This is a genomic window from Alsobacter sp. P4_H11 (genome assembly GCF_056400925.1).
In genome coordinates, this window is sequence record NZ_JBFUKI010000002.1 from 255,562 (window position 1) to 269,629 (window position 14,068).

10 protein-coding genes are annotated in these 14,068 nt (G+C 69.1%); 5 read left to right on the forward strand and 5 right to left on the reverse strand.

What is annotated here, in order from left to right; translation table 11 throughout:
• Positions 1 to 40: 40 nt before the first annotated feature.
• Together AC1DSZ_RS04600 and argE are read right to left on the reverse strand one after the other, a co-directional pair.
• Positions 41 to 1,639, reverse strand: coding sequence for an ABC transporter substrate-binding protein (locus tag AC1DSZ_RS04600; RefSeq protein ID WP_476837200.1), 1,599 nt, complete (start codon positions 1,637 to 1,639; stop codon positions 41 to 43).
• A 159-nt stretch (positions 1,640 to 1,798) separates the two neighbouring features.
• Positions 1,799 to 2,953, reverse strand: coding sequence for an acetylornithine deacetylase (gene argE / locus AC1DSZ_RS04605; RefSeq protein WP_476837201.1), 1,155 nt, complete (start codon positions 2,951 to 2,953; stop codon positions 1,799 to 1,801).
• A 203-nt stretch (positions 2,954 to 3,156) separates the two neighbouring features.
• Here argE and AC1DSZ_RS04610 point away from each other — a divergent pair, with 203 nt between their 5' ends.
• Positions 3,157 to 4,320: a M20 aminoacylase family protein gene (locus AC1DSZ_RS04610; protein ID WP_476837202.1), complete on the forward strand. Its 1,164-nt coding sequence runs from the start codon at positions 3,157 to 3,159 to the stop codon at positions 4,318 to 4,320.
• Between the two features lie 104 nt (positions 4,321 to 4,424).
• Entirely contained in the window at positions 4,425 to 5,198 is a 774-nt protein-coding gene (locus AC1DSZ_RS04615; protein ID WP_476837203.1) for a hypothetical protein, read from the forward strand.
• On the opposite strand, the gene AC1DSZ_RS04620 is transcribed toward AC1DSZ_RS04615, so the two are convergent.
• The 3 genes from AC1DSZ_RS04620 to AC1DSZ_RS04630 form a co-directional block, all read right to left on the reverse strand.
• Positions 5,173 to 5,955: a HesA/MoeB/ThiF family protein gene (locus AC1DSZ_RS04620; protein ID WP_476837204.1), complete on the reverse strand. Its 783-nt coding sequence runs from the start codon at positions 5,953 to 5,955 to the stop codon at positions 5,173 to 5,175. The two genes, AC1DSZ_RS04615 and AC1DSZ_RS04620, sit on opposite strands and share 26 nt — an antisense overlap.
• Positions 5,952 to 6,551 (reverse strand): DsbA family protein, encoded by a 600-nt coding sequence (locus tag AC1DSZ_RS04625; protein ID WP_476837205.1) that lies wholly within the window; start codon positions 6,549 to 6,551, stop codon positions 5,952 to 5,954. The genes AC1DSZ_RS04620 and AC1DSZ_RS04625 overlap by 4 nt, the downstream gene beginning before the upstream one ends.
• 62 nt (positions 6,552 to 6,613) lie before the next feature.
• Positions 6,614 to 9,076 (reverse strand): M10 family metallopeptidase, encoded by a 2,463-nt coding sequence (locus AC1DSZ_RS04630; RefSeq protein ID WP_476837206.1) that lies wholly within the window; start codon positions 9,074 to 9,076, stop codon positions 6,614 to 6,616.
• Positions 9,077 to 9,340: 264 nt separating this feature from the next.
• On the opposite strand from AC1DSZ_RS04630, the gene AC1DSZ_RS04635 reads away from it, so the two are divergent.
• From AC1DSZ_RS04635 to typA, 3 genes are all read left to right on the forward strand, one after another.
• Complete coding sequence (locus AC1DSZ_RS04635) at positions 9,341 to 10,573, forward strand: argininosuccinate synthase (protein ID WP_476837419.1); 1,233 nt, start codon at positions 9,341 to 9,343, stop codon at positions 10,571 to 10,573.
• A gap of 141 nt (positions 10,574 to 10,714) precedes the next feature.
• Entirely contained in the window at positions 10,715 to 12,046 is a 1,332-nt protein-coding gene (locus tag AC1DSZ_RS04640; protein WP_476837207.1) for a TAXI family TRAP transporter solute-binding subunit, read from the forward strand.
• 168 nt (positions 12,047 to 12,214) lie between these two features.
• Complete coding sequence (typA, locus tag AC1DSZ_RS04645; RefSeq protein ID WP_476837208.1) at positions 12,215 to 14,032, forward strand: translational GTPase TypA; 1,818 nt, start codon at positions 12,215 to 12,217, stop codon at positions 14,030 to 14,032.
• Positions 14,033 to 14,068: the final 36 nt, after the last annotated feature.

Below are 14,068 nucleotides of genomic sequence, written 5' to 3' on the forward strand. Positions count from 1 at the left end.
GAAGCGGGCCCGGCGCGTCGATGCGTCGGGCCCGGCGGGATCAGTCCTTCTTGATCCAGTAGAGCAGCACCTGGTTGTCGGCGCGCTGCACCAGCTTGACGTTCTTGGCCACGCCCCAGGCCAGCGCCTGCTGGTGAAGCGGGATGTAGCTGTAGTCGTCGAAGCCGATCTGGAAGGCCTGCTTGATCAGCTGATTGCGCTTGGCCGTGTCGGTCTCGACCAGCACCTGGTCGGTCAGCGCATCGAGCTTCTTGTTGCAGTAGCCGCCCAGGTTGGTTTCGCCACGGGCCACGTTGGCGTCGTCGCGGCAGCCCATGATGTCGTAGAGGACGTTGTGGCTGTCGAGCGTGCCGGGGGTCCAGCCGAGCAGGTAGAACGAGGTCTTGTAGCCGTTCGGCTTCAGGATCTTGGCGAAGTACTGAGCCTTGGGCTGGGCGTTCAGGTTCACCTTCACGCCGATGCGGGCCAGCATGCCGACGGCCGCCTGGCAGATCGGGCCGTCATTGACGTAGCGATCGGTCGGGCAGTCCATGCCCACCTCGAAGCCGTTCGGGTAGCCGGCTTCGGCGAGCAGCTTCTTGGCGCCCTCCGGGTCGGCCTTCGGACGGGTGAAGTCCTTCGACAGGGCGAAGAGCTCCGGCGCGATCATCAGCGCCGAGGGGGTCGAGAGGCCGCGCATGACGCGGCTCTTGATCGCCTCGATGTCGATGGCCTTATAGAAGGCTTCGCGCACCTTGGCGTCCTTGAAGGGGTTCTTGCCCTTGACGCTGGACTCCAGCAGCTCGTCGCGGGTCTGGTCGAAGCCCAGGAAGATGGTGCGCAGCTCCGGACCGGTGAGCACCTGCACGTTGTTGGCGCTGTTGATGCGCTGGATGTCCTGGATCGGAACCGGCTCGATGATGTCGACTTCGCCCGACAGCAACGCGGCGACGCGGGTGGCGTCCGAGTTGATGGGGGTGAAGATCACCTCGGTGAGGTTGTGCTCGGTCGGGCCGCGCCAGTTCGGGTTCGGCTTGAACACCGTCTTGACGCCCGGCTGGTGGCTCTCGATGCGGAAGGGGCCGGTGCCGTTGGCGTTCAGCGAGGCGTAGCTCGGCGAGGTCGCGCTGGCGGGCGTGGGCGCCACGGCGTTGTTCGCCTCGGCCCACTTCTTGGACATGATGTACCAGGTGTCCCACTGGTAATGCAGGATCGGGTTCGGGGACGAGAGCACCACGTCCACCGTGTAGTCGTCGACCTTGACGAACTTGGCGTCCTTGGGAATCCGGGTGGTGAAGTTGGAGCCGGTGGCGCGGACGCGGTCGGCCGAGAACAGCACGTCGTCGGCGGTGAAATCCTCGCCGTTCGCGAACTTCACGCCCTTGCGCAGGTAGAAGCGCCAGCGGGTCGGCTCGGGGGTTTCCCAGCGCTCGGCCAGGCCCGGGCCGATCGCCAGGTCCTTGCCGCGCGAGGTCAGGCCCTCATAGACGTTGCCCAGGTGGGCGTTGGTGGTGGTTTCGTTGAGCGTGTAGGGGTCCAGCGACTTCAGATCGCCCTGGTTGGCGTAGCGCAGCGTGGCGGCGGAAGCCGGCGCGACCGCGACCGACGCGGCCGAGAGCGCAACGGCCGCAGCCGCAGCGAACAGAACCTTGCGAAGCATCAACTCACCCTCCGTCCGGGCCAACCTCGTCTCACGCCCCCCTCGGCGCCGCGGGTCTTCTCCGGTATTGTTCATTGCTCGCGCCCCTTGGCGCGGATGCGGGAGCTTAGACGGGCTTGTTGCGCGCGGTCCAGCCCGTTTCGGCGCTAATTTAAGGCTTCATGACGCCAATTCGGCGATCAGCCTGCGCATGAAGGCGGCGCCTTTTTCGAGCTCGCTGATTTCCAGGAATTCATCGGCCTGATGAGCCTGCGCGATGTCGCCCGGGCCGCACACGACCGTGGACCATCCGGCCTTCTGGAACAGCCCGGCCTCCGTGCCGTAGGACACCACCGCGGTGGCGTTGTCGCCCGTGAGGCGGCGCACCAGCCGCTCGGCCTCGCCGTCGATCTCGGGCTTCAGCCCGTTCACGGCGGCGCGGTGGACGATGTCGACGCCGGTCTCGGGCGCGATGGCGCGCATGCGCGGCTCGATCACATCCCGCACATAGGCCTCGAAGCGCTGCTTGTAGGTCCAGGGGTCGTCGGTCGGGATGGCGCGCACCTCCGAGACGAACTCGCAGCGGTCCGCCACCACGTTGGCGGCCGTGCCGCCGCGGATGAAACCGCAATGCAGGGTCGTGTAGGGCGGCTCGAACGGGTTCGAGGGGTCGGCCCGGCGCTTGTTCTCCTCCATGACGTCGTCGTGCCAGGTGACCAGGCGCGCCGCCACCATGGTGGCGCTGACGCCCGTGTCGATGCGGCTCGAATGCACCGTGCGGCCGCGAACGGTGGTGAAAAACGACACCGAGCCCTTGTGGCCGTTGACCATGCGCATGCGCGACGGCTCGCCGACGATCACGGCTGAGGGCGTCGGGATCGAGGCCGCCATCTCGTCCACCATCGGGATCGCGCCCTGGCAGCCGACTTCCTCGTCATACGACAGCGCAATGTGGATGGGGCGGCGCAGGCCGGCGGCCAGCATCTCGGGCACGTGGGCGAGCGCCAGGGCGTCGAAGCCCTTCATGTCGCAGGTTCCGCGGCCATAGAGCTTGCCGTCGCGCTCGGTCAGCGTGAACGGATCGGAGCTCCAGGGCTGGCCGTCCACCGGCACCACGTCCGTATGGCCGGACAGCACCACGCCTCCGGCCACGGCCGGGCCGATCGTCGCGTAAAGGTTGGCCTTGTCGCCCGCCTCGTTCGGAACGAGCCGGCTCTCGACCCCGTGGGCCGCCAGGTAGTCGCGGATGAAATGGATGCAGTCGAGGTTGGAATCCCGCGACACGGTGGGAAAGGCCACGAGACGCGCCAGCATCTCGCGAGGGGTCATCAGCATGGGAAGCTCCGTTCAGGCGGCAGCCTTTTCCGGGTGGGGCCGGGCAGTCAAGGCCGATCGTCGCCGTCGACGCGTCGGGTGACGCCTTTCCAAATCGCGACCGACGCTTCAGCGAGGTTGACCGCGCCTGCGGCATCCGATCATCCTGCGCATCCGCTTTCCCCCCGGCCCGCCGCGCGGGCCGTTTCACCCGAGACCTCATCATGCCCATCATCAACCGCGTCGCGGCGCTCGCCGACGAGATCGCAGTCTGGCGTCAGGACTTCCACACGCATCCGGAGCTGGACTACGACGTCCACCGCACCGCCGGGATCGTGGCCGAGAAGCTGAAGGCGTTCGGCTGCGACGAGGTCGTGACCGGCATCGGCCGCACCGGCGTGGTTGGGGTGATCAAGGGCCGGCTGCCGGGCGACAAGGTGATCGGCATGCGCGCCGACATGGACGCGCTGCCGATCCACGAGGAGACCGGCAAGCCCTACGCGTCGCAGACGCCCGGCAAGATGCACGCCTGCGGGCATGACGGGCACACCTCCATGCTGCTCGGCGCGGCCCGCTACCTGGCCGAGACCCGCAATTTCGCCGGCACGGCCGTGGTGATCTTCCAGCCCGCCGAAGAGGGCGGCGGCGGCGCCAAGGCGATGCTGGACGACGGGTTGATGGACCGCTTCGGCGTTACCGAGGTCTACGGCATGCACAACATGCCGGGCCTGCCGGTGGGCGCCTTCGCGCTGCGGCCGGGCCCGCTGATGGCGGCCGCGGACCGGTTCTCGCTGCAGATCGACGGGCGCGGCGCGCATGCGGCGCATCCGCATGCGTCCATCGACACGGTGGTGATCGCCAGCCAGATCATCATCGCGCTGCAGTCCATCGTGTCCCGCAACGTCGATCCGCTCGAGGCCGCGGTGGTGTCGGTGACCTATGTGCGGGCCGGCGATACGTTCAACGTCCTGCCGCAGAGCGTGACCCTGAAGGGCACCGTGCGGACGCTGAACCCGGCCGTGCAGGACCTCGTCGAGGCGCGCATGAACGAGATCGCGACCGGAATCGCCAAGATGCATGGCGCGACCGCGACGCTGGACTATGTGCGCGGCTATCCGTGCACGGTGAACCACGAGCAGCAGACCGGCTTCGCGGCGAAGATCGCGGGCGAAATCGCGGGCGCCGACAGCGTCAACGTCAACGTCGCGCCCACCATGGGGGCGGAGGATTTCTCCTACATGCTGCAGGCGCGCCCCGGCGCGTTCATTTTCTGCGGCAACGGCGACACGGCGGGCCTGCACAATCCGGGCTACGACTTCGACGACAAGGCCATTCCGGTGGGCGTGAGCTACTGGGCGCGGCTGGTGGAGACCGCCATGCCGGCGTGAGCCGGGAAGGCTCTACAATCGAATGCAATTGCCGGTGCGTAGACTCGCGGCGGCACGCGGCTTAGCTCCCCCGGCGGCCTGAAGAGGCGTTCGGGGGACGGGATTTGCAGATCGATGCGGTGCACCCGCGCGTGCTCGGCGCCGCGTGCCTCCTCGGCGTGACGGTTTTCGCCTTGGCGGCCGCTGCGCTTGGCGCGTTTGCGGCCGGTCCCGTGGCCGGGCCGGCGATCGCTCTCGTGGCGGGGCTCGGCGCCGGGGCCGGACTGATCGTCGGCTTTCAGCGATCGCTCTGGAGGACAACGGCCGGCCAGAAGCTCTGGCCGACGCCGGACTTCTCGGGCCGCTGGGAGGGGTGGCACGCCAGCGAGGCCGGGGACGAATGGCGGCCGGCCGTGCATGAAATCACGCAGACGGGCGAAACGGTGCGGATCGTCGTGCTGGCGGGCGGGTCGCGTGACGCCGCCGTGCGGACGCGCGCCGAGAGCCTCGCCAGCGCGATCCGGCGCGAGCCTGCGGCGCACCGCCCCGAGCTGCACTGGACGTTCCGCTCGCAGGGCATCGAAGACGCGGCCGCCGCCCCGCACGAGGGCGCGCTGTGCCTGGGGCTGTTTTCCAGCGGCGGCGCGCAGTTCCTGGACGGCTTCTTCGTCAGCAACGCGGCGCGCACGAGCAGCGCCGGCGTGGTGACGGCGGGCGCTACCGGTCGGGTGCTGGTGAAGCGGACGACCCGCGCGCTGCGGGGTTCGCTCGACTATCGTGAAGAGGACTGGGCCATGCCGCGGCCACAGGGGCCGCCGTCGCTGACCGACACGGACGACCTCGTCGACATCTCGATCCGCACGCCCGTGATGCTCATGGGGCGACCGGGCGCCCGCTGAGCGGGTTCTCGGGATCCCACCCGTAGCTCAGCGTTTCGAAGCGCATGCCGCGCGCGTCGACTATCAGCAGGCGGCCGACGAGGCCCTCGCCGAAGCCGACGATCTCGCGGATGACCTCCAGCGCCATCATGCCGCCCACCACGCCCGCGAGCGCGCCGAGCACGCCGGCCTCCGCGCAGGCCGGGATGGCGCCGGGCGGCGGCGGCGCGGGGAAGAGGCAGCGATAAGTGGGATTGGGCTCGCCGTCCGGCCCGCGCTCATGCGCCCGGATGGTGGTCAGGGATGCGTCGAACGTCCCGAGCGCGCCCGTGACCAGCGGGCGGCCGACACGGAAGCATGCGTCCGAAACCGCGTAGCGGGTGTCAAAATTGTCCGAGCCGTCGACCACGAGGTCGTAGGCGCCCACCAGCGCGTAGACGTTGCGGGCGTCCAGCCGCTCCGGATGGCGCTCCACGGCGACGTGCGGGTTCAGCCGCCCGACCGCGTCAGCGGCGCTCTCGACCTTGAGCCGGCCGATATCGGGCGTGCCGTGGATCACCTGCCGCTGCAGGTTGGAGAGCGACACCACGTCGTCGTCCACGATCCCGATCACGCCGACGCCGGCGGCCGCAAGGTACTGGATCACGGGCGCGCCGAGGCCGCCGGCGCCCACCACCAGCACGCGGGCGGCGCGCAGCTTGCCCTGCCCGGGCCCGCCCACGTCGCGCAACACGAGATGGCGGGCGTAGCGCTCGAGCTCGTCGCCCGCGAGGGTCACGGCCGGCCCCGGGCCCAGTCGAGCGCTTCCTCGAGCCGGTCGTTGCCCCAGAAGAGTTCGCCGTCAGCCGTCACCACCGTGGGCGCGCCGAAGAGGCCGAGGCGCTGGGCCTCCTCGGTCTCCTTGCGCAGCGCGTGCTTGACGAGGTCGGTCTGGGCGGCCGCCACGGCGGTTTCGAGCTCGAAGCCGGTCTGCCGCACCGCATCCGCGATCACGGCGGGGTCCGCAATCTGGCGGCCCTCGCAATATTCGGCGCGGAACACCGCCTTGCTGAACGCCGCCCGGGCGTCCTCCGGCAAGGCCAGCGCGACGCGGGCCGCCATCAGGCTGTTTTGCGGAAACGGATCGGGGCGGACCAGCGGCAGGCCGAGCCGCTCGCACCAGCGCTCCATGTCGCGCCACATGTAGCGGCCCTTGTCCGGGAAGACGTTGAATGGCGTGGTCTCGTAGCCCTGGGCCTTGAAGATCGCGCCGAGCAAAAAGGGGCGCCATCGCACCGCGACGTCGCGCTCGGCGGCCAGCGCCTCGATGCGCTCGGCCGCGAGAAACGAGTAGGTAGAGGCGAATTCGTACCAGAAATCGACGGTGCTCTGCATGGGCGGACGGTAGCAGCGCGGGCGCCCATTGCAAGGCGCCCGCATCCGTCCCGCGCCGCCGCTCAGGCGAACAGGAAGTCCGACATCGCGAGGTTGGACAGGTTCACGTTGCTGAGCGTGATCGAGTCGTTGGTCGACAACGTGATGCACACGTCGGAGCCCACCTGGGCCGAGGCCTTCAGCACGCTCGCGAAGCTGGTCACGGACGTGCCCAGGAGCCGGATCACGTCGTGGTCCGCCCCGGCGGCGGTGAAATCCGTGATCACGTCACGGCCCGCGAAGGAGCCGAACACGAACACGTCCGGGCCGTTTCCGCCCGACAGCGTGTCCGCGCCGCCGCCGCCGACCAGCGTGTCGGCCCCGCCGCCGCCCTGGAGCAGGTTGGCGAGGGCGTCGCCCGTGATCATGTCGGCGTAGGACGAGCCCATGACGGCCTCGACCGAAACGAAGCGGTCGCCCGCCGCATCGCCGAGACCCTGCGCCGGGTCGGCGAGGCTGAGGCGCACGCCCGCGAGCGCGTTGGCGTAGCTCACCGTGTCGAAGCCCGCGCCGCCATCCAGCGAGTCGGCGCCGACGCCGCCCACCAGCACATCGTCCCCGGCCCCGCCCAGCAGCGTGTCAGCGCCTGCGCCGCCGGAGAGCTGGTCCGCGCCCGCGCCGCCCTCGAGGCGGTTCGCGCCGGCGTCGCCGGTGAGCACGTCGTTGAAGGAGGAGCCGACCACGGCCTCGAAGCCCGAGATCACGTCGCCGGCGGCCGAGCCGCCGGACACGACATTGGTCTGCAGGTTCACGGAGACGGCCGCGGCCGAGTCCGCGTAGGACAGCGTGTCGACGCCGTCGCCGCCCGCCAGGGTGTCGGCGCCGAGGCCGCCCGACAGCCAGTCGTTGTCCGCGCCGCCAAACAGCGCGTCCGCGCCGGTTCCGCCCTTGATGCTGTCGAGGCCGGCGCCGCCGTCGAACCAGCGGCCGGCGTTGTCGGCCACGAAGCTGTCCGCATAGGCGGAGCCGACCCAATGCTCGATCCCGACAAAGACGTCGCCGGCGGCGTCGCCCTTCTGGTTGGCGGGGGTGAGCAGGTCGATGGCCACGCCCGCCGTCGCGGTGGCGTAGCTGGCCGTGTCCATGCCGGCGCCGCCATCCATCGAGTCCGCGCCCGCGCCGCCGACCAGGAGGTCGTCGCCCGCGCCGCCGATCAGCGTGTCCGCGCCGGCGCCGCCGAAGAGCTGGTCGAGCCCGGCTCCGCCGTCGAGGCGGTTGGCGTTGGCGTCGCCGCGCAGGATGTCGTTGTAGTTCGAGCCGATCACGGCCTCGATGCGCGCCAGGAGGTCCCCTGCCGCCTCGTTGCCGGCGCCGAGCCCCGTGCCGAGGTCGACCGTGACGCCGCCCGTGGCGCCCGCATAGGAGGCCGTGTCGAAGCCGTCGCCGCCGTCGAGGCTGTCGGCCCCCAGCCCGCCGACCAGCGTGTCCGCGCCGGCGCCACCTTGCAGCGTGTCGTTGCCGGCGTTACCGTTCAGCAGGTTGTTGGCCTGGTTGCCGATCAGGATGTCGTTGGCCGAACCGCCATTCGCGCCCTCGATCAACGAGCGCAGGTCGCCGTTGTACAGGAACGCGTTGGCGATCATGCCGGGCGCAAAGGCGGTGGGGCTGAACTGCGCCACCTGGGAGCCGGCCAGATTGGTTTCGGTGACCCACGACCCGGGGTTCAGGTCGATCCGCAGGCCGCGCGTGTAGGCCGAGAAATCATAGGTGTCGAAGCCGCCGCCGTCCCACAGCGTCATCTCGATGTGGTTGCCGGCCGGCGCGCCCTGGCCGACGCCGTTGATGAACATCTCGCCCGTGGTCTGGCTCCACCGGTAGGTGGTCGCGCCCGAGTTGGTGTTGAAGTTGGCCCCGTAGAGGCTCTGCAGCGCCTGGATGTCGTAGAGCATCGGCGTCTGCGCGTAGCTGCCCGGGTAGTTCACGACGTTGTACCCGGCGCCCGGGAAGGCCTGGTAAGACATGATCGTCCAGGTGTTGCCGTCGAGGCTGGACGGCATGGCCCCGAAGGAGCCGCTGGTCTCGAACGAGTGCTTGAGCCCCAGCGCGTGGCCGATCTCGTGCATCACGGCCAGATAGTCGAAGGTGCCGATCTGCGGCGGGGCGGTCCAGTTCTGCTTGAACCAGACGTCGCCGCCGGCGCCCGCCGTCGGGTAGTAGGCCCACGCATAGGCGCCGCTGGGGTCCACCGCGCCGGAGCGGCCGAAGCGCAGGTCGCCGCCGCCGCCGGCCGTTTCGGTGAAGCTCAGATTGGCGAAGGACGAGAACTCCGCCAGCACGGAGCGGACCATGGTCTGCTGCGCGGTCGTAAAGGCCGTGAAGTTCTGCCGGGTTTCGGCCGAGGCGCCCGCCCAATCGTAGTCCGAGCCGTACTGGCTGGCCGCGGTCGGGAAGCTGAAGGACAGGTTCGTGGTGTTCCAGCGAACGCCGGACAACAACCCGTCCACCGTGCTCTTGCCCGTCGGGGCCACATAGACGCCGTAAGCCATGCATCGACTCGCATTGTTCCAACCACTCGTCGTGAAGTGGCAGGTGTGTAATTGATCTATGCACGTTCCAGCTGCGCTAACCGGATCGCTCGCATTTGAATCAACGCGCGCTTTTTCGGGCTTTCGCGGTGGTTCGGAAGGCTGCGCTTGCGCCGGGCTTGGCCTTGCCTATAGTCCCGCGCGATTTCGGGGGCCGCGAGGCTCCTCCTGCGGCAGGCTGGCGGATCTCCTGGAGACCGCGCCGGTTCGAGAGAGATGACCATCATGGCCGAGAAGCGCGTCAACAAGGTCGTGCTCGCCTATTCGGGCGGGCTGGACACCTCCATCATCCTGAAGTGGCTGCAGACCACCTATGGCTGCGAGGTCGTGACCTTCACGGCCGATCTGGGCCAGGGCGAGGAACTGGGGCCGGCGCGCGACAAGGCCCTGCTGCTCGGCATCAAGCCCGAGAACATCTTCATCGAGGACGTGCGCGAGGAGTTCGTGCGCGACTACGTGTTCCCGATGTTCCGCGCCAACGCCCAATATGAGGGGCTGTACCTGCTCGGCACCTCCATCGCGCGGCCGCTGATCGCCAAGAAGCAGATCGAGATCGCCGAGCGCGTGGGGGCTGACGCCGTGTCCCACGGGGCCACCGGCAAGGGCAACGACCAGGTGCGCTTCGAGCTCGGCTACTACGCGCTGAAGCCCGACATCACCATCATCGCGCCCTGGCGCGAGTGGGACCTGACCTCCCGCACCAAGCTCTTGGAGTTCGCCGAGCAGAACCAGATCCCGATCGCCAAGGACAAGCGCGGCGAAGCGCCCTTCTCGGTCGACGCGAACCTGCTGCACGCGTCTTCGGAGGGCAAGGTGCTGGAGGACCCGGCGCAGGAAGTGCCGGACTACGTCTATTCGCGCACCATCGACCCCGAGCAGGCGCCCGATACGCCCACCATCATCACGATGGACTTCGAGAAGGGCGACCCGGTCGCGATCGACGGCGTCCGCATGTCGCCCGCCACCCTGCTGGCCAAGCTGAACGAGCTCGGACGGGCGAACGGGATCGGCCGGCTCGATCTCGTCGAGAACCGCTTCGTCGGCATGAAGAGCCGCGGCATGTACGAGACGCCCGGCGGCACGATCCTGTATTTCGCCCACCGGGGCATCGAATCCATCACGCTCGACCGCGGCGCGGCGCATCTCAAGGACGAGCTGATGCCGAAATACGCCGAGCTGATCTACAACGGCTTCTGGTTCTCGCCCGAGCGCGAGATGCTGCAGGCGATGATCGACAAGTCGCAGGAGGCCGTCACCGGCCGCGTCACCCTGAAGCTCTACAAGGGCTCGGCCTGGGTGATCGGCCGCGAGAGCCCCTACTCGCTTTACGACCAGGACCTCGTCACGTTCGAGGAAGGCGCCGTGGCCTACGACCACCGCGACGCCCAGGGCTTCATCCGCCTCAACGCGCTGCGCCTGCGCACGCTGGGGGCGCGCAAGCGCAAGATGGGGCTCTAAGCCCGGCTTTCGCCCCCATCACGCCGACGTGTAGCGCGCCGCGCGCGCGCCACACTTGCCGGGTAGCTGCTGAAGCTCCACCTACTCTGCTCGCGTCGGCCTCCCCCGGGGCCGGGCGGCCTGGAGCGTAGCCGCGAACCGATGACGAAAGCCTGGCTCATGGCGGCCGGCGTGTTCGCCGCAGGACTGGTCGTGATGGCCGGGATCTACGCGTATACGCGCCCGACCGAGATCACGATCGCGGTTGGCCCGCCCTCCAGCGAGGACGCCAAGCTCGTGCAGACCGCCGCCCAGATCCTGCGGCGGGACCGGGCCGCCATCCGGCTCAAGGTGATCACCACGCAGGACCCGGCCGAGGCCGCGCAAGCTTTCGACAACGGCAAGGCCGACGTCGCGGTGGTGCGCAGCGACCAGGTCGAGAAGGCGACGGGCCACGCGATCGCGATCCTGCATCGCAACGCCGCCATTCTGGTCGCGCCGGGCGGAAGCGCCATCGCGAGCGTGAGCGACCTGCGGGGCAAGACCGTCGGCCTCGTCCGCCATTCCCCCGCCAACGAGCGGCTGCTCGACACCATTCTGCAGCAATACGAGGTGCCCGGGCACGAGGTCACGCGGGCCGGGCTCAACCTCGACGACGTCCAGACCGCGGTTCGGGACGGCCGCGTCGACGCCGTGCTGGTGGTCGGCTCGGTCACCGGCACGCTCGTGCCCGCCACTGTGGCGAGCGTGGCGGCCGCCGGGGTGTCGTCGCCGGTGTTCATCCCGATCCACGAGGCCGACGCGATCGCGCAGCGCACGCCGGCCTATGACAGCGTCCAGATCGTGCGCGGCAGCTTCGGCGGCGCGCCGCCCAAGCCCAGCGACTCCGTGCCGACCATCGCGGCCGTGTACCGCATCGTCGCGCAGGCGCGGCTCGCCGACCAGCTCGTCACCGACCTGACGCGCCGCCTCTACGAGATGCGGCCGGACCTCGCCTCGGCGGTGCCGCAGGCGGCGCGCATCGAGGCGCCCGACACCGAGAAGGGCGCGCGCGTGTCCGTGCATCCCGGCGCGGCGGCCTATCTGGACGGCGACGAGGAGACGTTCCTGGATCGCTACGGCGACTGGTTTTACATCATCGCGATGGTGATGGGCGGCGTCGCATCAGCGTTCGCGGCGCTGGCCGGGCGTTGGCGCAGCCGCGGCCACGAGCAGGCGCTCCGGCTCGAGCAGTTGCTGCGCATCATGCGGGAGGCCCGCATGGGACAGGACCGGGCGACGCTCGACGACCTCGAGCAGCAGGCCGACGAGGTTTTCGCCCAGACGCTCGCGGTGGCCTCGCAGGAGCAGATCGACACGAGCCGCCTCGCGGCTTTCTCGCTGGCGCTCGAACAGGTCCGCCACGCCATCGCGGAGCGCCGGCGCGTGCTCGGCACGGGCGATCCGGCCGTCGCCCCGGTGGCCTTCGCGCCCGCGCGGGCGGCGGGGGAGTAGGGCCTAGCGCGGCGGCGCCAGCCGCATGACGGGGCGGTGACGCGATCCTTCGTTGTTTTGAGCGGCCTCCCGTGCTATTGCGCCGCAACGAAACGACCGGACAGGCCGAGGAACGAAAGCCCGACTCCCCTGGAGCCGGGTTTCAGCGTTTGGCCAATCGAGAGAACCATGAAGCTCCGCAACATCGCGATCATCGCCCACGTCGACCACGGCAAGACTACGCTGGTGGATAAGCTGCTCGCCCAGTCGGGCACTTTCCGCGAGAACCAGAAGGTCGCCGAGCGCGCGATGGACTCCAACGATCTGGAGCGCGAGCGCGGCATCACCATCCTGGCCAAGTGCACCTCGGTGCAGTGGAAGGATACCCGCATCAACATCGTCGACACGCCCGGCCACGCCGACTTCGGCGGCGAGGTGGAGCGCATCCTGGGCATGGTCGACGGCGTCGTCGTGCTAGTGGACGCGGCCGAGGGCCCGATGCCGCAGACCAAGTTCGTGGTCGGCAAGGCGCTGAAACTCGGCCTCAAGCCGATCGTGGCGATCAACAAGATCGACAAGCCCGAGCAGCGCGCCACCGAGGTGATCAACGAGGTGTTCGACCTCTTCGCCGCCCTGGACGCCACCGACGACCAGCTCGATTTCCCGATCCTGTACGGTTCGGCCAAGCAGGGCTGGATGGCCACCAGCCAGGACGGCCCGAAGGACGATCTCGCGCCGCTGTTCGATCTCGTGGTGAAGCATGTGGCCCCGCCGGTGGTCGAGGAAGGCCCGTTCCGCCTGCTCGGCACCATCCTGGAGGCGAACCCCTATCTGGGCCGCATCGTCACCGGCCGCATCACGTCTGGCACCATCAAGCCGAACCAGCCCTTCAAGGTGCTGGACGCCAAGGGCAACGTGGTCGAGCAGGGCCGCGTCTCCAAGGTTCTGGGCTTCCGCGGCTTGGAGCGTATTCCGGTCGATGAGGCCGAGGCGGGCGACATCGTCGCCATCGCCGGCATGGTGAAGGGCACCGTCGCCGACACCTTCTGCGATCCGTCCGTCGACAACCCGCTGCCCGCGCACCCGATCGACCCGCCGACCGTCACGATGCAGTTCCGCGTCAACGACTCGCCGCTGGCCGGCACCGAAGGCGACAAGGTGACGAGCCGCGTGATCCGCGACCGTCTCCTGAAGGAGGCCGAGGGCAACATCGCGCTGCGCGTCACCGAGTCGCCCGACCGCGACGCCATGGAAGTGGCCGGCCGCGGCGAGCTGCAGCTCGCCATCCTGATCGAGCAGATGCGCCGCGAGGGCTTCGAGCTCGCGGTGTCGCGCCCGAAGGTAGTGTTCTCGCGCGACGAGGCCGGCGAAATCCTCGAGCCGATCGAGGAAGTCACCATCGACGTGGACGAGGAGCATTCCGGCGTCGTCGTGCAGAAGATGTCCGAGCGCAAGGCCGACATGATGGAGATGCGGCCCTCGGGCGGCAACCGTCTACGCCTCGTGTTCCACGCTCCCACCCGCGGCCTGATCGGCTATCTGGGCGAGCTTCTGACCGATACGCGCGGCACCGCGATCATGAACCGCATCTTCCACGAATATGCGCCGTGGAAGGGCGAGATCGCCGGCCGCCGCAACGGCGTGCTGATCTCCAACGACATCGGCGAGGCCGTCGCGTACGCGATGTGGAACCTCGAGGACCGCGGCCCGATGATGATCGAGCCGGGCTGGAAGATCTACCAGGGCATGATCGTGGGCGAGCATAGCCGCGACAACGACCTGGAAGTGAACCTGCTGAAGGGCAAGAAGCTCACCAACGTCCGCGCCGCCGGCAAGGACGAGGCCGTGCGCCTCACCCCGCCGATCCGCATGACGCTGGAAAAGGCGCTGGCCTATATCCAGGACGACGAGCTGGTGGAAGTGACCCCCAAGGCCATCCGCCTGCGCAAGGTCTGGCTGGACCCGAACGACCGCAAGCGCGCCGAGCGCGCCGCCGCGGCCAGCTGAGGCCGGCAAGTAGCTGAAACGAAAAACCCCGGGCTG